The following is a 19,488-nucleotide window of genomic DNA, read 5'->3' as shown; positions in this document are numbered from 1 at the left end:
AGGGCCAGGCGCACATTATGGTGCGATGCCCTGGATGCCGCCGCCCCTCCATATTGGCTCCACGAAGTCTGCAATCGCGCGCAAGGCTGGCGCTGTTCATTTCCTGCGGACCCATCAGCGGCTATTGGTAGCTCATCGTGAAGGTCGCCCTGCCATAGGCCATGCCAGGTGTCACGCTGCTGGCTGTCTGCACCAGGCGCGCGCTCAGCGGAATCTTCAGGCTGTTCTGCCCCTGTGCGACCTGGCCCGCATTCCATTGGTTGGCATTGCCCAGGCTGCCGGAGTCAGGGCCGAAGCTCACGGGCACGTTGTTTCTCAGTACCTGTATGCCGACACCCCGAGCCTTGGAATTTTGGGCCAGCGTCAGCGTGCTCGATCGGTTGGTCGCCTGGGTGGCATCCGTCAGCGTGATGAAGGCGGTAAGGCGTGTATTGGCTTCGCCTCCCGCGCAGGTCAACTCGATGCTGAAGTCCTTGGCTGCCGTGACGGACCCGATTCCCTTGAAATCGGCGAACGGGGTGGGGGCCATGGTCACGTCGATCTTGCCCGTGGACACCCGGCAGGTCGGCGGCCTGGGGCGGCTGCTGACGTTGACGGTGATGCCACTCGAAAAGAATACCGTGGCCAGCAAGTCACGGGCATTGCTGGTCCCAGAGTAGATTCGTGCGAAGCTGCCATTCAGGGAACCGCCAGATGTGAGTTCTCCGGTTTTCACGAGCTCGAGGGTCATGTTGTTGCTTGGCAGTGAATGGAATATGCCCTGTTTCAGCATGGACCCTGAATAAGGCGCGGCTCTTTCCCACGTGATTCTCATGCCCAGGTTGGGGATGGCGGTGGAATATATTCCACCGCTTTCCGTTCCAATGCCTTCTATGTAATAAAAATCATTGTCGCAAGAGATGTGGTAGCTGCCGGCCCCGGTATTTTGTAAATTCATTGTCCTGGAATAGACAACGCTGCCAATCGGATAATTTTCATTGACGATGGTGGGGGTGTTGGCTGAACCTGGAAACTGGGCATTCCAGCCCTGGGAGGAACAACGGGCCCAGGATGAAATAGGGGCCATAAAGAAAATCAAGAGGAGAGGCGTGGCCAATGCATGGCGCAAGATGGCTGTGAAAGACATGCTGTGAACTCCAGCCTGGAAGATATGGATCAATGCCTTGGGACGGGTGGCATAGGGCGCGATATCCGGCCAATGTACTGACCTGCATGCGGCCATGGAATTGGAGCGTTCTGAAAATAAACTCGGAATCATCCGAGTCCGCGGTGATCGGGCGGTCCGCAACTGGCTCTTGCCCGGGTTGGGGCAGAGAGGCTCCCGCAAGGCGTCGCGCTCTCCATGTTTCCTCCATAAAGCCTGCAACCTCGCGCAAGCTTGGCCGCGTCCAATGGCTATCCGGGGACATGGTTCCCTGGCCTCGTTTTCCCGGTCCTCCCCTCGATCATCCCCTCCCGCCTGCCCATCCCGTGAACCACGCCGCCGCGACGCATCGCCTCTCCAGCCTGTGCCTGGGCGCCGCCCTGGCGCTGGCCGGTTGCTCCTCGCCGCCGCCGGCGCAGCTTGACGGCTCGGTGCCCACGCAGTGGACGCAGCCCCTGCCCGCCGCCGCGCCGGGTGCACCTGGCTCGGCCGCAGCGCCCGACCTGCAGGGCTGGTGGAAGGCCTGGGGCGACGAATCCCTGAACACCCTGGTCGAGGAGGCGCTGGCCGCCAACCTCGACCTGTCCCAGGCCCAGTCGCGCCTGCGCCAGCAACGGCTGCTGGCCGGCACGGCCGGCTCGGCCTTCCGGCCCGTGTTCACGGCCGGTGCGCGCACGCTGCAGGACATTGCGGCCATCGACTCGTATTTCCACGCCAGCATCGACGTGAGCTGGGACCTGGGCCTGTTCGGCGCCCGCGAGGCCGGCGAGCGCAATGCCGCCGCCTCCGTGCTTGACGCACGGGGCCGCCTGCAGGCGGCCCGCGTGGCCCTGGTGGCTGATGTGGTCCACCGCTATCTGGACATCCGCATGGCCCAGCGCCAGCGCGCCCTGATCGACGAACAGGCACTGCTGGATGCGCGTGCCCTGCAACTGGCCCAGGTGCGCCAGCAGCAGCGCCTGGGCACGGCCGAGGCCGTGCACCAGCTGCAACTGCAGGCCGGCCAGAGCGCGGCCTTGCGTGCCAGCCTGCGCGAAACCCAGGCCCGCAGCGCCCACATGCTGGCCGCCTTGCTGGGCCGCACGCGGCCCGATGCGCAGTGGCTGCAGGCCGATGCCAAGGCCCCGCTGCCCGGCCCCCAGGCGCTGGGCGTGGCCGTCCTGCCGGCCGACCTGCTGCGCACGCGCCCCGACATCCAGGTGGCGCAGGCCGCCGTGGAGCGCGCGGCGGCCGAGCAGGGCATTGCGCATGCGGCGCTGTATCCGCGCTTCGTGATCGGCGGCTCGCTGCTGTACTCGTTCAACATCACCCAGAACCTGCGTACCACGCAGGACAACGCACCCACCTTCGGGCCGCAGATCGACATTCCCCTGTTCGACTGGGGCCGCCGCCGCTCCCAGGCCGACGCCAGCGAGCTGGCGCTGCAGGCCGCCATCCAGGCCTACCGCCAGAGCGTGCTCGACGGCGTGGCCGAGGTCGAGTCCGCACTGGCCGCGCTGGACGCCCAGCGCGAGCGCATCGCCTCGCTGCAGTCCACCCAGCAGGTGCTGGCCGAGCGCGAGCGCGTGCAGGACCAGCGCCTGAAGCTGGGCCTGGACAGCGAATTCGGGGGCCTGGCGCCCCGGCGCGCCGCGCTGCAGGCGCGCAGCGAGCAGACCACGGCCCTGGCTGCCCATGCGCTGGCCTACGTGGCGCTGTACAAGGCCCTGGGCGGCGCGCCGCTGCCGGCCGAGGACCAGGACGCTGCCGGCAGCGGCATGGCTCCACTGGCTCCGCTCGCACAAGGAGCGCCCTCATGATCGCCCTGGCACGCAAGACGCTGGTGCACGAGTGGCGCCGCTTCATTCCCTCCGTCTTCGCCGTGGGCTTCTCCGGCGTGCTGCTGGCCATGCAGGCCGCGCTGGTGCTGGGCATCTTCGGCTCGGCCGCGCTGTATGTGACGGCTTCCTCGGCCGACCTGTGGATCGGCTACCCGGGCACGCAGAGCGTGAACTTCGGCCGCACCATCGGCCGCGACGTGGACATGCGCCTGCGCATGGACCCCGATGTCGCGGCGGTCGAGCCCTATGTCTGGGTGGACGGCGACTGGCGCTCGGACTCGGCGGCCGGCGGCGCGGCGAGCGAGCACGGCGGCGGCGTGTCGGTCTACCTGTCGGGCATTGCCACCGATGACGCCTCCATGCTGTTTTCCCACGTGCTCCAGCCCTGGCAGCGCCAGCGCCTGCGCGAGACCGGCGCCGTGATCGTGGACCGGGCCGACCTGCAGACCCTGGGCACCAGCGAAGGCGGCGTGGCCTGGGTCAACAACCACCGCGTGCAGGTGGTGGCGGCCGTGGACGGCCTGCGTGGCCTGGGCGGCGTGAACGTATTGGCCTCGCTGGCCACGGCCCGCGAGATTGCGGGCGACCCCGGCCAGGGCAGCACCTACTTCGTGGCGCGCGTGCGCCCGGGCGCCTCGGCCAAGGCCGTGAAGCAGCGCCTGAACCAGCCCACACCCAGCTTCGGCCCCTACGAGGCCTGGACGGCCAGGGAATTCGCGCGGCGCTCGCAGCGCTACTGGATGTTCGACACGGGCGCCGGCGCGGGCGTGCTGTTCATGGCCGTCATCGTCTGCCTGGTGGGCTCGGTGGTCACCAGCCAGTCGCTCAAGGCCGTGGTGGCCGCTTCCTCGCGCGAGTACGCCGTGCTCAACGCGCTGGGCGTGAGCCGCGCGGCACTGGGCCGCGTGGTGGTCGAGCAGGCCTGCTGGATCGGCGGCCTGGGCTTTGTGATGGCCGCGCTGGCCAGCGCCGTATTGCTGGCCCTGGCCATGGCCTACCGCGTGCCCGTGGCGCTGAACGCATCGGCCGTGCTGGCCTGCGCCGTGCTGGTGGCCGTGCTGTCCCTGCTGTCGGGCCTGGGCGCCATGCGCAGCCTGTTGCGTGCCGACCCGGCCACGCTGCTGCGCTGAAGACGGCCAGACCCCATGAACGTGATGAATGCCCACTCCCCAGCGCCCACGGCGGCGCCCCGCACGGCACCCAGCCTGGAGGCCGTGCGCCTGTGCAAGTCCTTTCTGTCGGGCATGGTCAGCGTGCAGGTGCTGCAAGGCCTGTCCGTGTCGCTGTACCCGAGCGAGCTGAGCCTGATCTCCGGGCCCTCGGGCTGCGGCAAGAGCACGCTGCTGTCGCTGATGTCGGGCCTGCAGGCGCCCGACAGCGGCCACGCCATGGCGCTGGGCGAGGACCTGGGCAAGCTGGGCACGCGGGCGCTGGAGAAATTCCGCCTGCGCCACACGGGCTTCGTCTTCCAGGGCTTCAACCTGTTCCCGGCGCTGACGGCCATCGAGCAGGTACAGCTGCCCCTGGGCTACATGGGCCTGCGCAGCGACGAGGCCCTGCGCCGCGCGCAGCAGGCGCTGGACGAGGTCGGCCTGTCCCACCGCGCCCACATGCGCCCGGCCGAACTGTCGGGCGGCGAAAAGCAGCGCGTGGCCATCGCGCGCGCCATGGCCAAGGCGCCGCAGCTGCTGTTTGCCGACGAACCCACGAGTGCGCTGGATGCCGAAAGCGGCCAGCGCGTCATCGACATCCTGCACCGCGCGGCGCGCAACCATGGCACGACCGTGCTGTGCGTGAGCCATGACCCGCGCCTGGTGCGCCATGCCGACCGCGTGCTCGGCATGGAGGACGGCGCCATCCGCAGCGACTGGCGCCAGACCTCCCCGTTGAAGGAAAAAGAATGAAGTACCCCCTGAGCGGCCTTGCCGCGTCCACTGCCGGTCTGGCTGCGGCGCTGGCCGCCGCCGCGCTGCTGGCGGGCTGCGGTCCTTCGCACGATGCGCCTGCCAATGCCGGCCAGGCCAGCGCCAAGGCGCAGCAAAACGGCCCGGCGGCCGTGGCCGTGGCGCGCGGCAAGATCGAGGTGGAAGGCGGCCTGCTGGACCTGTCGCCCGCCGTGGCCGGCGTGGTGCAGCAGCTGTCCGTCAAGGAAGGCCAGTCCGTGCAGCGCGGCCAGTTGCTGCTGAGGCTGGCCGACGATACGGGCCAGGCCGATCTGGCCGTGGCCGAGTCCGAGGCCCAGCTGGCCAAGGCCCGCCAGAAGGCACGCGCCGCGCGCCTGCCACAGCTCAAGCAGACCCTGTCTCGCTGGCAGGCCGCAGCGCGCGAGGGCGCCGCCGATGCGCAGAACGTGGACGAGGCCGCGCAGGCGCTGCGCGATGCCCAGGCCGAGATCGACGTGGCCGCGGCCGAGGCCCAGGTGGCACAGCGCAAGCTCGAACAATTGCGCGCCCAGCACAAGCGCCAGGAACTGCGCGCGCCCGAGGCCGGCACCGTGGTGCGCCTGGCCACCCATGCGGGCAGCCAGGCCGTGCCCGGCACGCCGGCCGTGGTGGTGCTGCCGCAGCGCCCGCTGCAGGTGCGCGCCGAAATCAACGAAAGCTTCGCCGCCGCCGTGCGCGAAGGCATGCGGGCCACGGTGACGCTGGACGCCGATGGCGCCGCACAGCAGCAGCTGCCTTCGGCACGCGTGCTGCGCATCAGCCCCGTCTATGGCACGGCGCGGCTGCAGGACGACCAGCAGCGCGGGCCGGTGCGTGTCATCGAGTGCGTGCTGGTCTTCGAGCAAGCTCCCGCCGCCGCCGTGCGCGTGGGTCAAAACGTAAGGGTGCAGTTTCATGAATAAGCGCATTCCCCTGTATCTGGACACCGCCGCCCCCGGCTGGATGGTGCAAAGCGACTTCGACGGCACGATCAGCCTGCTGGACGTGACCGACACCCTGCTCAACCGCTTCGGCAAGCCCGGCTGGCAGGAACTGGAAGACGCCTGGGAGCGCGGCGAGATCGGCTCGCGCGAATGCATGAAGGGTCAGGTCGCGCTGCTGGACATGGACGAGGCCGAGCTGCGCGCCCACCTGGACACCATCGAGATCGACCCCGGCTTTGCCGGCTTCGTGGCGGCCGCCCAGGCCCACGGCATGGTGGTGCAGGTGGTCAGCGACGGCATCGACTACGCCATACGCCATGTGCTGGAGCGCCATGGCCTGGGCCATCTGCAGGTCATCGCCAACCGCCTGGTGCAGACCGGCGAGCGCAACTGGCGCCTGGACTCTCCCTGGGCCAGCGCGCAGTGCGCACGCGCCAGCGGCAACTGCAAGTGCGAGCGCCTGGCCGAGCAGCAGGCCCTGAACGGCCGCGTGCTCTACGTGGGCGACAGCACCTCGGACTTCTGCGTCTCGGGCCGGGCCGACTTCGTGCTGGCCAAGTACAAGCTCATCGCCCACTGCGAGAGCCGGGGCATCGCCCATGCGCCCTTCGAGCATTTCGAGCAGGCCACGGCCCTCCTCGACAAGGTCGTCCTGGGCCTGGAGGCGCTGGCATGACATACCACCCCCTGAGTCGCTTCGCGCCTTCCCGTTGCACGGCGCCCCCCAAGGGGGACGACACCTTCGGTGCGGGGCGGCGCGGCCGGCCAAGGCCCTTCCTTGGTGTCTCTGGCTTCAGGGCACGCCATTTTCATGGTCAGAGGGCGACGCGCAGCGTCATGGAAAATTGACATGAATTTGAGTGATGGGCTCTCCTTGGTTCAGCGCAGCGAGCCTGCCACGGGGCTGGACAGCGTCTGCGTGACCGAGCATGAATTCGTCATGCCCGGCACGGGCGCGGCCGCGCGCACCGGCGTGCTGCTGGTGCACGGGCTTACGGGCACGCCTGCCGAGATGCGCCTGCTGGCCAAGGGGCTGAACAAGCAGGGCTTCACCGTCTATGCGGTCCAGCTGGCCGGCCATTGCGGCAGCATGGAAGATCTCGTGGACACGCGCTGGACCGACTGGCTGGCCAGCGTGGAGGCCGGGCTGCAGCGACTGTCGCAGCACATGGACCATGTGGTGGTCGGCGGCCTGTCCATGGGCGCCGTGCTCTCCCTGGCCGTGGCCCAGCGCCACCCCGACAAGGTGGACGGCGTCTGCGCCCTGTCCACCACCTTCCGCTACGACGGCTGGAGCATTCCCTTCTACACGCGCCTGGCCTTCCTGCTGCCGCTGTTCCGCGCGCTGGGCATTGGCCGCCGCAGCGTGTTCATGGAGCAGCCGCCCTACGGCATCAAGGACGAGGCGCTGCGCGCACGCGTGGTCGAGCAGATGCACTCGGGCGACAGCGCGGCGGCCGGCCTGCCGGGCAATCCCTGGTGGTCCATCATCGAGCTGCGCCGCCTCTCGGCCCATGTGCTGGCGCGCCTGCCCCAGCTGCGCTCGCCCTGCCTGGTCATCCATGCGCGCAACGACGACATCTCGTCGGTGGCCAACGCCCATGACATCGTGCATGGCGCCAGCCAGGCCCATGTCGAGCTGGTGCTGCTGGACAACAGCTACCACATGGTCACCATCGACCGCGACCGCCGCACCGTGATCGCGCGCACCACCGAATTCGTGGCGCGCATCGCCAGCGGTGCCGCCCCCCGCGAGGTGCGGGCTGCGGAGGCCGCACGGCATGGGCAGTGATCTCTCGCCGCTGGTCATCACGCTGTGGGTGCTGAACGTGCTGGTGGACAGCGGGGGGCAACTGGCCTTCAAGGCCGCCGCCAGCCAGCCCGGTGACCTCGACGGCCTGGCACGCTGGCGCTTCATGGCCTCCAGGCCCTGGCTGTGGCTGGGCGTGGGCTGCTACGTGGCCGAGTTCGTGCTGTGGCTGGCCTTTCTCTCGCTGGTGCCGCTGTCCGAAGGCGTGCTGCTGGGCTCCATCAACATCGTGGCCATCATGATCGCGGGCCGGCTGCTGTTTGCCGAGAAGCTGGCACCCATGCGCGTGGCAGGCATCGTTCTGGTGTCCATCGGCGTCGCCATCGTGGGCCTCCATTGAAATGAAGCGCTTTTATTTCATCGGCTTTCTGGTGCTCATGGCCTTCGACACGCTGGCCCAGCTGAGCTTCAAGCAGGCCGGCAATGCGGCGCTGCCGCTGGAGTTCTCGGTGGACTGGCTGGCGCGCGTGTTCGGCCAGCCCTGGATCTATGGCGCCTTCGTGGGCTACATCGGCGCCTTTTTCTCGTGGATGACCTTGCTCAAGCGCGCGCCCATCGGCCCGGCCTTTGCGGCATCGCACCTGGAGATTCTTTCCGTGCTGGCGCTGTCGTACTGGCTGTTCGACGAGCGCATAGGCATGCCCCAGATCATCGGCTGCCTGTTCATCGTGGCCGGCATCGCCTGCCTGGCCGTCAGCGAGACGCAGGAGGCCGAGGGGCCCGGCGCAGACGATGACACGCCGGGCCATGCGGGCGGCAACCCGGGCGCGGGCTCGGCCAGCGCGGGCGCCGCGCATCTGGCGGCCTCGGCCGAGCACGGCTCGCACCGTGGCTGAACGCGTGCTGCCGCCCACGGCGGGCCTGCCGCTGCGCGCGGCCGACCTGCTGCCCTGGGGCGACGCGGACCTGGCGACGGCGCTGGCGCAGTGGCTGGGCGTGCCCGCCGTGCAGCTTGAATGCTCGGGCACCTCGGCGCTGATGGTGGCGCTGCAGACCCTGCGCCGCCTGGCGCCGGGCCGCAGCGAAGTCATCGCACCCGCCTATACCTGCCCGCTGGTGGCCCTGGCCGTGGCGCACTGCGGCCTGCAACTGCGCCTGTGCGATCTGCATCCCGACACGCTGGACATGGAGCCCGCGCGCCTGCGCGCCCTGTGCAGCGAACGCACCCTGGCCGTGCTGCCCACGCATCTGTGCGGCCGCGTGGCCGACGTGGCCACGGCCGTGGACTGCGCGCGCGCCGTGGGCGCCTGGGTGGTGGAGGACGCGGCCCAGGCCCTGGGCGCACGCCTGCGCGGCGAGCCCGTGGGCTGGCAGGGCGATGTGGGCTTCTACAGCCTGGCCGTGGGCAAGGGCCTGACCACCTTCGAGGGCGGCGTGCTGCTGGCGCGCGACCCCGCGCTGCGCGAGGCACTGCGCGAGACACATGCGGCCAGCGTGCGCCAGGACCGGGGCTGGGAGTTGCGCCGCAGCCTGGAGCTGCTGGGCTATGCGGCGCTGTACCGCCCCGCCGGGCTGGACCTGGCCTATGGCCGTCCCCTGCGCGATGCGCTGTCGCGCAGCGACTGGGTGCAGGCCGCCGGCGATGATTTCGACGACGCCATTCCCCGCCATGAACTGGGCGCCTGGCGCCGCCGCGTGGGCCGGCGCGCACTGGCGCGGCTGGCGGATTTCCAGCAGCAACTGCAGCGCCAGGCGCGTGAGCGCGGCGCCTGGCTGTCGGCCATCGATGGCATCGAGGTGGTGGGCGACACCGTGCCGGGTGCGCAAGGCGTCTGGCCCGTGCTGCTGCTGCGCCTGCGCGATGCCGCCACGCGCGATGCGCTGCTGCGCGCGCAATGGGGGCGGGGCTGGGGTTTGTCGCTGCCCTTCGTCCATGTGCTGCCCGACTATGGACGCTACGACCATGTGCTGGGCCTGGCACGCCAGGACGTGGTGGACCAGGGGCGCGACTGGGCGCAGCGCCTGGTGGCGGTGGGCAACAGCCTGTGGTTCGACGACGCGCGCTTTGGCGATCTGGTCCAGGTGCTGGAAAGCGCCACGAAGCAGGCCGCCGCCTGACCTCGCAGCCCCGGTCGCCGCAGCCCCGGTGGGGCCTCAGCCGGCCTGCTGCAGACGCTCCACCAGGCGTTCGTTGAACGCATGCTGGCCCAGTTGCCAGGTGGCCAGCGTCTGCGCGTCGATCTGCGTGTCCTGGCCGTCTCCGGCGCTCATCCAGCGCTTCCACCAGGTCGTGTAGCGCCAGGAGGACACATCGCCCGTGATGTCGCTGCCCACGATCTGGCCGGCCAGCGCGCTGATGATGTCCAGGGCCTCGCCTTCCTGCATGCGACCCTGGTCCCAGTTGGTGCGCACCACCTCGGGCGCGAACACGTCCTTGTCGATGCTCAGGTAGGTGGGCTGGGCCTGCTCGCGCAGCATGCGCGCCAGCGTGCGCGACAGGTCGGCCACGCTGGCAAAGCCGCGAAAGGCGGCATCCACGCCCAGGCGGCGCGCCCAGCCCGTGTCCACGCCTGCGCTCCAGTAGCTCAGGCGGCCGGCGCGCAGCGGCGTGAGGTAGTTCTCCCAGGCGTGCGCGCGGCCGATGTCGCCGGAGGTGATGCCGGCCACATGCACATGCGAGACGGCCGGATGCAGGGCCACGCGCCGCACCCAGGAGCCGCAGTGCACGCCCCAGGGAAAGCGCATGTTGTCGGGGTGGTTGTCCAGCACGACCACGCGCAGCGGCCGGCCTGCGGACAGGGCCTGGGCGGTGATGCAGCGCTCGATCAGCGGCCAGCTCAGGTGGTGGAAGTCGCCACTGCCCATGAGGGCCGTGCCATGCGCGGCGGGCAGTTGCGCGTCGAGCGCCGCGCGGAACTGCGCAAACCGGCGCAGGCCGCAGCCAAAGCGCACCTGCTCCTGCCAGTCCTGCAGCGGCAGGCGCAGCTCGCCGGGCAAGGTCCCCACCGAGCCATCCACATCCAGCACGACCGGCTGGGCATTCAGTTCTGTTCGCTCCATTGGCGATCGCTTTCGAAGTGGCCGGCAAAGCGCCGGCCCAGTGCGCGCAGCAGCGGATTGCGGATGAAGACCGCATGCTGCGTGAAGGTGAAGCTGGCGCCCAGCTGGGCCTTGACCTCGGGGTCGGTCCAGCCGGCCACGTAGTGGCTCAGGCCGCGTTCGATGGCGTATTCAAGGTTGACCATCCAGCTCACGAAGTAGAGATTGGCCTCGCGCGCGGCCGGGTAGGACAGGCCGATGTACTTGTCGATCAGCTTGCCGCCGTGCTCGAAGCACAGGTTCCAGCCCAGCAGCGCGCCGGGCGTGCCGTCGTCCTGCAGCGCGCGGTATTCGAACACGGTGCCGCCGTTGCCTGCATCGCGCAGCAGGGCCGCGAAGAAATCGCGCGTGAGCCTGTCGAAGTGGATCTCGCTTTGCGCATACACCGCATCGAACAGCGCGTAGTAGGCATCGACGCAGGCGTCATCGGCAAAGGCCGCGCCCGTGGGAATGCGCTGCACCTGCAGCTGCGCGCGGCTCCTGAGCTTGCGGCGCAGGTTCTGGCGGCGGCTTTTGGGCAGGCGCGCAAGGTATTCGTCCAGGCTGGAGAAGTCGATGGGCACATGGGCCAGGGCCTGGCCCTCGACCAGGATGAAGCCCGCATCGGCCAGCGCCTGCGCCAGCGCCCGTGCGTGGGCGTTGTCGGCGTCCGGCAGCAGCGGTGAATCCTGGGGCAGGTCCTTGACGATGGTCAGCATGCGCCGGCCTGCGCGCGCACGCAGCGCGGCAGCCTGCTGGGCGGCAGGGATGCCGATGGGCAGCACGGCGTACTCGCTGACCGTGGTGCCCACGAAGTCGGTGGACAGGCGCAGCCGGCGCGACAGCCAGCCGCCACCGGGCAACGACAAAAGACGCGCCTTGAGCGCGTCGTCCGCCGTGGTCAGAAGATCGAAGGGCGCCGTGAAGGCCGGCGCCGGCCAGTCCTGCAGCAGTGCGAAGCCCTCGGGAGGATGGGCCGCGAACTGCGCGAGCAGGCCTGGGGGTTCGAGCTGGTTGTGCAGGCGCTCTGCGGGCATCGCGCCTTCAGGCCGCCTTGGCTTTCGTGAGCAACTGGTCCAGCAGGACCATGGCTTCGTCGATCTCGGGGCGCGAGATCATCAGCGAGGGCGCGAAGGTGATCACGTTCTTGTAGTAGCCGCCCACGTCCAGCACCAGGCCGCGTTTCTGGCCCTGGTATTCCAGGCCGCCTTCGAGGCCGATGTCCACCATCTTGTCCAGCAGCGCCTTGTTGGGCGTGAAGCCGTCTTCGGTGCAGATCTCGGCGCGCAGCGCCAGGCCCAGGCCGTCCACGTCGCCGATTTCCTTGTGGCGCTTTTGCAGCTCCTTGAGGCCTTCGAGGAAGTAGGCGCCCGATTCGCGCACCTGGCGGCCGAAGTCCATCTCGTGGGTCATCTTCATGACTTCCAGGCCCAGGGCCGTGCCCAGCGGGTTGGAGGCGAAGGTGGAGTGCGTCGATCCCGGCGGGAAGATGGTGGGGTTGATCAGCTCCTCGCGCGCCCAAAGGCCCGACAGGGCGTTGAGGCCGTTGGTCAGCGCCTTGGCGAAGACCAGCACGTCGGGCTTGACGCCGAAGTTCTCCACCGACCACAGCGTGCCGGTGCGCCAGAAGCCCATCTGGATTTCATCGACCACCATCAGCACGCCGTGGTCGTCCAGCACCTTCTTGAGGCCCTTGAAGAAGTTGGGCGGCGGCACGACGTAGCCGCCCGTGCCCTGGATGGGCTCCACGTAGAAGGCCGCGTACTCGCACTGGTTGGTCTTGGGGTCCCAGATGGCGTGGTATTCGTTCTCGAACTTGCGCGCGAATTCCCGGACGATGGAGTCCGCGTATTCCTCGGACGTCATGCCCTTGGGGCGGCGGAACGGGTAGGGGAAGGGGATGAACTGCGCGCGGTCGCCGAAGTGGCCGTAGCGGCGGCGGTAGCGGTAGCTGGAGGTGATGCTGGAGGCGCCCAGCGTGCGGCCGTGGTAGCCGCCCTCGAAGGCGAACATCAGGCTCTTGCCGCCGCTGGCATTGCGCACGACCTTGAGCGAGTCCTCGATGGCCTGGGCGCCGCCCACGTTGAAGTGCACGCGGCCGGCATGGCCCCACTTGCGCTCCGCATCCTGGGCGATGAACTTGGCCAGCTCGATCTTGGTGGGGTGCAGGTACTGGCTGGCGACCTGGGGAAGGGTCTGCAGCTGCTCGATCATCTTCTGCTCGAGGCGCTTGTTCTTGTAGCCGAAGTTCACGGCCGAATACCACATCTGCAGATCAAGGTAGGGCGTGCCGGCCTCGTCGTACATGTAGCTGCCTTCGCAGCCCGAGAAGATCTTGGGCGGGTTGACGTAGTGGACGGTATCCCCGAACGAGCAGTACTTGGCTTCGTCGGCCAGAAGTTGGGCGTTATTGATCACAGCAAAGGGCTCCAGATATTCAGCCGCCGCAGTGTGAGCGGGCAATCTTGCTGCGCTGTCGAGTCTTTGTGTGGGGTTTGTGGAGGAGGCCCGCGCGGAGACTGGATCGGCCCCTGTGACGTAAATGAGACAAAACAAATGATAATCATTATCAATTGATGGGAGAATCGCGGAAAGCCAGCAGGAACAATCACACACGGGGGGAGCAATGGTCTCGCAAGAGCACTCCGCGGACAGGTCGGCAGCTAGCCAGCAACCCTCTTTCCCCGATTCCCGCCATGGCTGTGTCTTCGCGTTCGTCTTTCCTCTCCCTCTCCCGCAATCCCTCGCGCACGCCGGCATTGCGGCCCAGCCTGCTGGCCGTGGCCGTGCAGGCCGCCGTGATCGGTCTGGCCTCGCCCGGCGCCTGGGCGCAGACGCGGACGCAGACGCATGTGCAGACTGCGGACGATGAGGCCCGGCTGATGGCACAGGCTCCCACCAAGGCGCTGGCCCAGGTCGATGTGGTCGATGCAGCCGAGCCCGTGCAGCGCACGCCGGGCGCCTCCACCACCGTCAGCGGCCCGGCGCTGGAGCAGGCCGGCAGCATGGCCGATGTGGTGCGCTACCAGCCCCTGGTCTCAGCGCCGGGCACGGCCTCGGGCACCAGCCGCAACCGCAGCAGCTTCGACCGCTCGGGCACCACGGGCTACAACATCCGCGGCATCGAGGGCAACCGCATCGGCATGGATGTGGACGGCGTCGAGATGCCCGACGCCACCACGCGCCCCTATGTGAGCCGTGTCGGCGCCAACACCTTCGGCGTGGGCCGCGACTTCATCGACCCCGAGATGTTCTCGGCCGTGGACATCCTCTCCGGCACCACCACGGCGCGGCGCGCGGCCGGTGGCATCGGCGGCTCGGTGGGCTTTCGCACCAAGTCCGCCGAGGACTACCTGGTGGGCGGCAAGACCTCCTACCTGGGCGGCAAGATCGGCCACGACACGGCCGACCGCTCCTGGAACGAGAGCTTCACGGCCGCTGGCCGCTCGGGCGACCTCGACGGCCTGATCGCCTATTCGCGCCGCGACGGCCACGAGACGCGCAACCACAGCGCCATCGTCAACAGCTATCCCGATGACTGGAACTCCAACGCGCTGCTGCTCAAGGGCGGCCTGCGCATCAACCCGGCCCACCGCCTGGTGCTGTCGGCCGACCTGTACCGCCGCAAGAACGACACCTCCTTCCACGGCTGGGACACCACCAACACCAGCATCACCGAAAGCTCGCGCCAGAACAGCGACACCAGTCGCAACACGCTGCAGCTGCAGCACCTGTGGACACCGGCCGGCGCCTGGGTGGACCAGCTGGACACGCGGCTGTACTTCCAGAACACGGACACCAACGACGTCACCGACACCACCACGCTGGCCACGGGCGCCAAGGTGCACAACGTCTCCGGCAACGAGACGCGCACCTGGGGTTTCTCGAGCACGGGCGACAAGCGCATCGACCGCCACCGCCTGAGCTTTGGCGTGAATGCATCGACACAGGACACGGAGCGCCCCTGGGCCGTGTCCGGCAACATGAAGCCCCAGCCCGACACCACCACCCGCCGCTACGGCGCCTTCCTGCAGGACGAGATCAGCTTCCAGGCCGGTGGCCGCCGCCTGGCGCTGATTCCCGCGCTGCGCGTGGACCGCGTGGAGATCAAGACACGCGACCTGGACAACTTCGTCTCGGGCGTGCTCACGGCCGCCGATGTCCAGAAGCTCTACGGCGGCACGCGTGGCAACACCATCCTCAGCCCCAGCCTGGCCCTGGTCTATGACCTCACGCCCACGTTCAGCGCCTATGCCCAGTTCAAGCGCAGCGGGCGCGCGCCCTCGGCCGGCGAGATCTTCGGCTCGTGGAACATGGCCAGCAACTACAACACCGGCAACCAGTACGCGCTGGTCGGCAACCCCAACCTGAAGGAGGAAAGCAGCAATGCCTTCGACTTCGGCCTCAAGGGTTCGCCCACGCCGGGCGTGACCTTCAACAGCTCGGTCTTCTATACCAGGTACTCCGACTTCATCGCCTACACGCGCTACCTGCGCGCGGGCCGTCCCGACCTGTTCGTCAACGTGCCCGCCCACATCGGCACCATCTACCAGGCCGAGAACCGCGACAGCGCAAAGATCTACGGCTTCGAGGCCAGCGCGCGCCTGGACCACGGCCAGTGGATGCCCGCCGCCAGGGGCCTGTACTCCACCTGGGCGCTGGGCATCAGCCGCGGCACCTCCAAGTCCTACTACGCAGGCGACAAGGATGTGCCGCTGGACAGCGTGCTGCCGCGCAAGGCCATCGTGGGCGTGGGCTATGACGCACCGGCCCGGCAATGGGGCCTGAACCTGACCGGCACCTTCGTCGCGGGCAAGCAGGCCGTGGCCACCAACCGCGACAGCTACCAGAACGCGGGCACCGGCCTGACCGACTCGACCACCGAGCTGTTCCGCGTGCCCGGCTATGCCATCTTCGACCTGGCCGGCTACTGGCAGGTCGCAAAGAACGTGCGCCTGAACGCAGGCATCTACAACCTGGGCGACAAGCGCTACTGGGACTATTCCAGCACCCGCAGCCTGCAGCCCGGCGTGGCGCGCGACCGCCGCGACATCGAGCTGCTGAGCAACCCGGGCCGCACCTTCGCCGTGTCCATGAACGTTGCGTTCTGAGCACCCTGCGCACCATGCCATTGCATCCACGCCACCTTCACTTGCCGCGTGGCGCGGATCTGAGGAGTTTCTCCAGGGGCCGGCCGGCCTTCCCTACAGCGGCGGTGTCGGCCGGAAAGCCTCCACCACCATCGCAGCCGCCGCTGTATCTGCCTACTTCAGGAGTCGTTTCATGATCGAGTTCTCTCTGTCCCACCGCATGCTGGCCGCTGCCGGCCTGGCGGCCCTGCTCACCGCCTGCGCATCGCCCACGGCACCGTCCGCCAGCGGCCCGGCCCAGCCTGCGGGCGGGCATGGCCAGTCTGCCTTCATGGGCAGCTACGACGCCAACCGTGATGGCGTGGTCACGCGCCAGGAGTACGACACCGTGCGCAAGCAGCGCTTCCTGGCAGGCGACACCAATGGCGACGGCTGGCTCAGCGAGAAGGAGTACGTGGACGAGTTCGAGGCCCGCCTCAAGCAGCAGTACGCGGGCCGCCAGCCCGACGAGCGCTATGCCCAGTCCATGAAGCAGGCCCATGTGCGCTTCGGCATCGTGGACAGGAACCGCGACGGCAAATACACCGTGGAAGAAGACATGGCCGTCGCCGAACGCAGCTTCAAGGAAGCCGACGTCAATGCCGATGGCGTCGTGGACAAGAACGACGTCAAGAAGCCCTGAGCGGACATGGACAAAACCCCATCCAAGCGATTGGCCTGGTGGCTGCCACTGCTGTCGGCCGTGTGCATCTCCGCCCAGGCCCACACGCCCTACCTGCTGCCCACCAGCTTCGAGGCCCAGCCCCGGGCCGTCATCAGCGTGGACGCCAGCTTTGCCGACAAGTTCTTCATCCCCGAAGTGGCTTTTGGCGAAACGCGCTTCACCGTGACGGCGCCCGACGGCTCGGTCACGCCCATGGCCGATGTGCGCCAGTTCAAGACCCGTACCGTGGCCGAGCACCAACTGCCCGACGAGAAGGGCACCTACCGCGTGAGCACCGGCCCGCGCCTGGGCGCCGTCTTCCGTTCGTGGGAGCGCAACGGCAAGGTGGAGACGGCGCGTGATCCCGCCACGCCCACGCCGGCCGATGCCAGGCTGCTGAGCCACTACCAGTCGCTGTCGGTCTCCGAGACCTACATCACGGTGGGCAAGCCCAGCCGGGCCGCGCTCGCGCCCTCAGGCAAGGGCCTGGAGATCGTGCCTGTCACGCATCCGGCCGACCTGTTCGCGGGCGAGAAGTTCGACTTCACCGTGCAGTACGACGGCAAGCCGCTGGCTGCGCAGAAGGTGGAAATCTTCCGCTCGGCCATGGACCTGGCCAGCCAGCACAGCGTGGATGCACTGACTACCGATGGCGAGGGCCGCATCTCCTACGCCCTGCCCAAGTCCGGCATCTACCTGGCCCTGGTGCGCTACCGCGCCGACGCCCCCGCCGGCGCCGCCGCGCCGCAGTACGGCAACAACTACACGCTGACCTTCAGGGTGCTGGCGCAGTAAGGGGTTCCGGTTTCACGAAAAAGGCCTGCCCCCATGTGCAGGCCTTTTCTCATGGTGAAGCCCAGCCCCATGCGATGTGCATGAGGGCTATGCGCCTCAACCCGTGGCCACCACCCGCAGCACCTCGGCGCCGTAGGCGTCGAGCTTCTTGGCGCCCATGCCGCTGATGCCCTGCAGGTCGTCCAGCGAGGCCGGGTTGCGTTCGGCAATGGCGGCCAGCGTGGCGTCGTGGAAGATCACATAGGCCGGCAGGTTGTGCTCGCGCGCGACCTCGGCGCGCCAGGCCTTGAGGTTGATGAAGCGCACCTGGGCATCGGGGCCCAGGCTGGCGGCGGCCGCGTTGGGCTGGGTGGCGCGCTTGGAGGTGCGCGTGCGTGGCGCGGCCACGGCCTCGCGCAGCTGCACGGGCACATTGCCGCGCAGCACGTCGCGCGAGCCATCGGCCAGGCACAGGGTGTCGAAGCTGTGGCCGCTGTTCTCGCTGGTGATCTTGTGCAGGCCCAGGGCGCCCGTGGCCAGCAGCTGGCGCATCACGCCGCGCAGCTGGGGCTCGCTGTAGTCCTTGCCCAGGCCGAAGGTGGAGATCTTCTCGTGGCCGTACTGGCGCACCTTCTCGGTGTCCTTGCCGCGCAGCACGTCCATGATGTGGCCCGCGCCAAAGGTCAGCTGGCTGGCCTCGTGCACGCGGTAGATGGTGGACAGCAGCTTGCGCGCGGCGTCCGTGCCATCCCACAGGGCCGGGGGCTCCATGCAGTTGTCGCAGTTGCCGCAGGCGGTCTTTGCCACGCGCTGCAGCGGCCTGCCTTCAAGGTCCGTCTCTGCGTCTTCTCCCGGTGCGCCCAGGCCGTACTGCTCGCCGAAGTAGGCCAGCAGCCGCACGCGGCGGCAGTCCGTGGCCTCGGCCAGGCCCAGCAGGGCATCGAGCTTGCCGCGCATGACCTGCTTGAAGGTGTCCTCGGCCGGGCTTTCGTCGATCATGCGGCGCTGGTTGACCACGTCGGACAGGCCGTAGGCCATCCAGGCATCGGCGGGCAGCCCGTCGCGGCCTGCGCGGCCGGTTTCCTGGTAGTAGCCCTCGATGTTCTTGGGCATGTCCACGTGGGCCACGAAGCGCACATCGGGCTTGTTGATGCCCATGCCGAAGGCGATGGTGGCGACGATGACGATGCCGTCCTCGCGCAGAAAGCGGTCCTGGTGCAGCTGGCGCGTCTCGAAGGGCAGGCCCGCGTGGTAGGGCAGGGCGGGCACGCCGGCCTGGCTCAGCGTCTGGGCCAGCTCCTCCACGCGCTTGCGCGACTGGCAATAGACCACGCCGGCCTCGCCCTCGTGCTCGCGCTCGATGAAGCGCAGCAGCTGGTTGCTGACGTCCTTCTTCTCGGCGATGCGGTAGCGGATATTGGGGCGGTCGAAGCTGCTGACGAAGTGCCGCGCGCTCTCCAGCTGCAGCCGCTCGACGATGTCGGCGCGCGTCAGCGCATCGGCCGTGGCCGTGAGCGCGATGCGCGGCACGCCCGCATAGCGTTCGTGCAGCACGCTCAGCGCGCGGTACTCGGGCCGGAAGTCATGGCCCCACTGGCTCACGCAGTGGGCTTCGTCGATGGCGAACAGCGACAGCTTGCCCTGGGCATGCAGGTCGTCGAGCAGGCCCAGGAAGCGCGGCGTGTTCAGGCGCTCGGGCGCGGCATACAGCAATGTGATGTCGCCGCTTTGCAGGCGCCATTCGACTTCCTGCGTCTCGTCATAGGACAGCGTGGAGTTCAGGTAGGCGGCGCTCACGCCGGCCTCGTGCAGCGCGCCGACCTGGTCGTGCATGAGCGCGATCAGCGGCGACACCACCACCGCCACACCGTGGCCCTGCTGCTGGCGCACGATGGCCGGCACCTGGTAGCACAGGCTCTTGCCGCCGCCCGTGGGCATGAGCACCAGCGCATCGCCGCCGGCGACCACGTGCGAGACGATGGCCTCCTGCGGACCGCGGAATTGTTCGTAGCCGAACACGGCTTGCAGGACGGAATGCGCGGCGGACAACGGGGACTTCTTTCGGCAGAGGCGGCTGGCGCGGGAGGGAGCGGGATGCGGGCGCTTCCCGCAAAAAATGCGCTGCGGCCCGAAGGCCGCAACAGCCGCCATTTTGCGCCCCCTCGCAAGGTCCAGGGAAGACCTGGGGTTTGAGCCGCACTGCATCAACGGCCTTTTCCAGGCGCGAGGGTGCCATTTTCAGATTTCTCCTAGCCACCCGCTG

Annotated in this window: 17 protein-coding genes; 12 read left to right on the top strand and 5 right to left on the bottom strand. The window is 68.6% G+C overall.

Annotated features, from left to right (window positions below; translation table 11 throughout):
- Positions 1-121: 121 nt before the first annotated feature.
- Positions 122-1,126: a fimbrial protein gene (locus tag ACUTR7_RS21980; protein WP_445609826.1), complete on the bottom strand. Its 1,005-nt coding sequence runs from the start codon at positions 1,124-1,126 to the stop codon at positions 122-124.
- A gap of 344 nt (positions 1,127-1,470) precedes the next feature.
- Here ACUTR7_RS21980 and ACUTR7_RS21975 point away from each other — a divergent pair, with 344 nt between their 5' ends.
- The 9 genes from ACUTR7_RS21975 (at position 1,471) to ACUTR7_RS21935 (ending at position 9,698) form a co-directional block, all read left to right on the top strand.
- Positions 1,471-2,943 (top strand): efflux transporter outer membrane subunit, encoded by a 1,473-nt coding sequence (locus tag ACUTR7_RS21975; protein ID WP_349614634.1) that lies wholly within the window; start codon positions 1,471-1,473, stop codon positions 2,941-2,943.
- Positions 2,940-4,094: an ABC transporter permease gene (locus ACUTR7_RS21970; RefSeq protein ID WP_012202065.1), complete on the top strand. Its 1,155-nt coding sequence runs from the start codon at positions 2,940-2,942 to the stop codon at positions 4,092-4,094. Before ACUTR7_RS21975 ends, ACUTR7_RS21970 begins: the two co-directional genes overlap by 4 nt.
- 15 nt (positions 4,095-4,109) lie before the next feature.
- Entirely contained in the window at positions 4,110-4,868 is a 759-nt protein-coding gene (locus ACUTR7_RS21965; RefSeq protein WP_013800028.1) for an ABC transporter ATP-binding protein, read from the top strand.
- Positions 4,865-5,809, top strand: coding sequence for an HlyD family secretion protein (locus ACUTR7_RS21960; protein ID WP_088166469.1), 945 nt, complete (start codon positions 4,865-4,867; stop codon positions 5,807-5,809). Before ACUTR7_RS21965 ends, ACUTR7_RS21960 begins: the two co-directional genes overlap by 4 nt.
- Positions 5,802-6,506 (top strand): MtnX-like HAD-IB family phosphatase, encoded by a 705-nt coding sequence (locus ACUTR7_RS21955; RefSeq protein ID WP_034397598.1) that lies wholly within the window; start codon positions 5,802-5,804, stop codon positions 6,504-6,506. Before ACUTR7_RS21960 ends, ACUTR7_RS21955 begins: the two co-directional genes overlap by 8 nt.
- A gap of 174 nt (positions 6,507-6,680) precedes the next feature.
- Positions 6,681-7,622, top strand: coding sequence for an alpha/beta hydrolase (locus tag ACUTR7_RS21950; RefSeq protein ID WP_445609825.1), 942 nt, complete (start codon positions 6,681-6,683; stop codon positions 7,620-7,622).
- Positions 7,612-7,980, top strand: a complete 369-nt coding sequence (locus tag ACUTR7_RS21945) for an EamA family transporter (protein ID WP_012202070.1) — start codon at positions 7,612-7,614, stop codon at positions 7,978-7,980. The genes ACUTR7_RS21950 and ACUTR7_RS21945 overlap by 11 nt, the downstream gene beginning before the upstream one ends.
- A gap of 1 nt (position 7,981) precedes the next feature.
- Positions 7,982-8,476, top strand: a complete 495-nt coding sequence (locus ACUTR7_RS21940) for a DMT family transporter (RefSeq protein WP_445609824.1) — start codon at positions 7,982-7,984, stop codon at positions 8,474-8,476.
- Complete coding sequence (locus ACUTR7_RS21935; RefSeq protein WP_445609823.1) at positions 8,469-9,698, top strand: DegT/DnrJ/EryC1/StrS family aminotransferase; 1,230 nt, start codon at positions 8,469-8,471, stop codon at positions 9,696-9,698. The genes ACUTR7_RS21940 and ACUTR7_RS21935 overlap by 8 nt, the downstream gene beginning before the upstream one ends.
- A gap of 36 nt (positions 9,699-9,734) precedes the next feature.
- Here the strand turns inward: ACUTR7_RS21935 and ACUTR7_RS21930 are convergent, their stop codons facing one another.
- Genes ACUTR7_RS21930 through ACUTR7_RS21920 form a run of 3 tightly spaced genes read right to left on the bottom strand, consistent with a single transcriptional unit; the run spans position 9,735 to position 13,076 of the window.
- The gene (locus ACUTR7_RS21930) at positions 9,735-10,640 is read right to left on the bottom strand and encodes an arginase family protein (RefSeq protein ID WP_445609822.1); all 906 of its coding nucleotides are present in this window, start codon (positions 10,638-10,640) and stop codon (positions 9,735-9,737) included.
- On the bottom strand, positions 10,622-11,695 hold the full coding sequence (locus ACUTR7_RS21925; RefSeq protein ID WP_445609821.1) for a GNAT family N-acetyltransferase: 1,074 nt from the start codon (positions 11,693-11,695) through the stop codon (positions 10,622-10,624). The genes ACUTR7_RS21930 and ACUTR7_RS21925 overlap by 19 nt, the downstream gene beginning before the upstream one ends.
- 7 nt (positions 11,696-11,702) lie before the next feature.
- Positions 11,703-13,076 (bottom strand): aspartate aminotransferase family protein, encoded by a 1,374-nt coding sequence (locus tag ACUTR7_RS21920; RefSeq protein ID WP_034397609.1) that lies wholly within the window; start codon positions 13,074-13,076, stop codon positions 11,703-11,705.
- A gap of 278 nt (positions 13,077-13,354) precedes the next feature.
- On the opposite strand from ACUTR7_RS21920, the gene ACUTR7_RS21915 reads away from it, so the two are divergent.
- The 3 genes from ACUTR7_RS21915 (at position 13,355) to ACUTR7_RS21905 (ending at position 17,246) form a co-directional block, all read left to right on the top strand.
- Positions 13,355-15,769, top strand: a complete 2,415-nt coding sequence (locus ACUTR7_RS21915; RefSeq protein WP_445609820.1) for a TonB-dependent hemoglobin/transferrin/lactoferrin family receptor — start codon at positions 13,355-13,357, stop codon at positions 15,767-15,769.
- Between the two features lie 172 nt (positions 15,770-15,941).
- Positions 15,942-16,430, top strand: coding sequence for a hypothetical protein (locus ACUTR7_RS21910; protein ID WP_034397614.1), 489 nt, complete (start codon positions 15,942-15,944; stop codon positions 16,428-16,430).
- Between the two features lie 6 nt (positions 16,431-16,436).
- Positions 16,437-17,246 (top strand): DUF4198 domain-containing protein, encoded by an 810-nt coding sequence (locus tag ACUTR7_RS21905; protein ID WP_445609819.1) that lies wholly within the window; start codon positions 16,437-16,439, stop codon positions 17,244-17,246.
- A gap of 96 nt (positions 17,247-17,342) precedes the next feature.
- On the opposite strand, the gene ACUTR7_RS21900 is transcribed toward ACUTR7_RS21905, so the two are convergent.
- Positions 17,343-19,274 carry a RecQ family ATP-dependent DNA helicase gene (locus tag ACUTR7_RS21900; protein ID WP_428148304.1) on the bottom strand — a complete coding sequence of 644 codons (1,932 nt, stop codon included), beginning with the start codon at positions 19,272-19,274 and terminating at the stop codon, positions 17,343-17,345.
- Between the last annotated feature and the right edge of the window lie 214 nt (positions 19,275-19,488).

This window comes from Delftia sp. NA_296.1, assembly GCF_052692095.1.
This window is presented reverse-complemented; position numbering and strand designations above follow the sequence as displayed.

Excerpts from the sequence above, each read along its gene's own strand:
- ACUTR7_RS21980 (WP_445609826.1), bottom strand. The coding sequence starts at position 1,126 with ATGTCTTTCACAGCCATCTTGCGCCATGCATTGGCCACGCCTCTCCTC.
- ACUTR7_RS21970 (WP_012202065.1), top strand. The coding sequence starts at position 2,940 with ATGATCGCCCTGGCACGCAAGACGCTGGTGCACGAGTGGCGCCGCTTC.
- ACUTR7_RS21965 (WP_013800028.1), top strand. The coding sequence starts at position 4,110 with ATGAACGTGATGAATGCCCACTCCCCAGCGCCCACGGCGGCGCCCCGC.
- ACUTR7_RS21960 (WP_088166469.1), top strand. The coding sequence starts at position 4,865 with ATGAAGTACCCCCTGAGCGGCCTTGCCGCGTCCACTGCCGGTCTGGCT.
- ACUTR7_RS21955 (WP_034397598.1), top strand. The coding sequence starts at position 5,802 with ATGAATAAGCGCATTCCCCTGTATCTGGACACCGCCGCCCCCGGCTGG.
- ACUTR7_RS21950 (WP_445609825.1), top strand. The coding sequence starts at position 6,681 with ATGAATTTGAGTGATGGGCTCTCCTTGGTTCAGCGCAGCGAGCCTGCC.
- ACUTR7_RS21945 (WP_012202070.1), top strand. The coding sequence starts at position 7,612 with ATGGGCAGTGATCTCTCGCCGCTGGTCATCACGCTGTGGGTGCTGAAC.
- ACUTR7_RS21940 (WP_445609824.1), top strand. The coding sequence starts at position 7,982 with ATGAAGCGCTTTTATTTCATCGGCTTTCTGGTGCTCATGGCCTTCGAC.
- ACUTR7_RS21930 (WP_445609822.1), bottom strand. The coding sequence starts at position 10,640 with ATGGAGCGAACAGAACTGAATGCCCAGCCGGTCGTGCTGGATGTGGAT.
- ACUTR7_RS21925 (WP_445609821.1), bottom strand. The coding sequence starts at position 11,695 with ATGCCCGCAGAGCGCCTGCACAACCAGCTCGAACCCCCAGGCCTGCTC.
- ACUTR7_RS21915 (WP_445609820.1), top strand. The coding sequence starts at position 13,355 with ATGGCTGTGTCTTCGCGTTCGTCTTTCCTCTCCCTCTCCCGCAATCCC.
- ACUTR7_RS21910 (WP_034397614.1), top strand. The coding sequence starts at position 15,942 with ATGATCGAGTTCTCTCTGTCCCACCGCATGCTGGCCGCTGCCGGCCTG.
- ACUTR7_RS21905 (WP_445609819.1), top strand. The coding sequence starts at position 16,437 with ATGGACAAAACCCCATCCAAGCGATTGGCCTGGTGGCTGCCACTGCTG.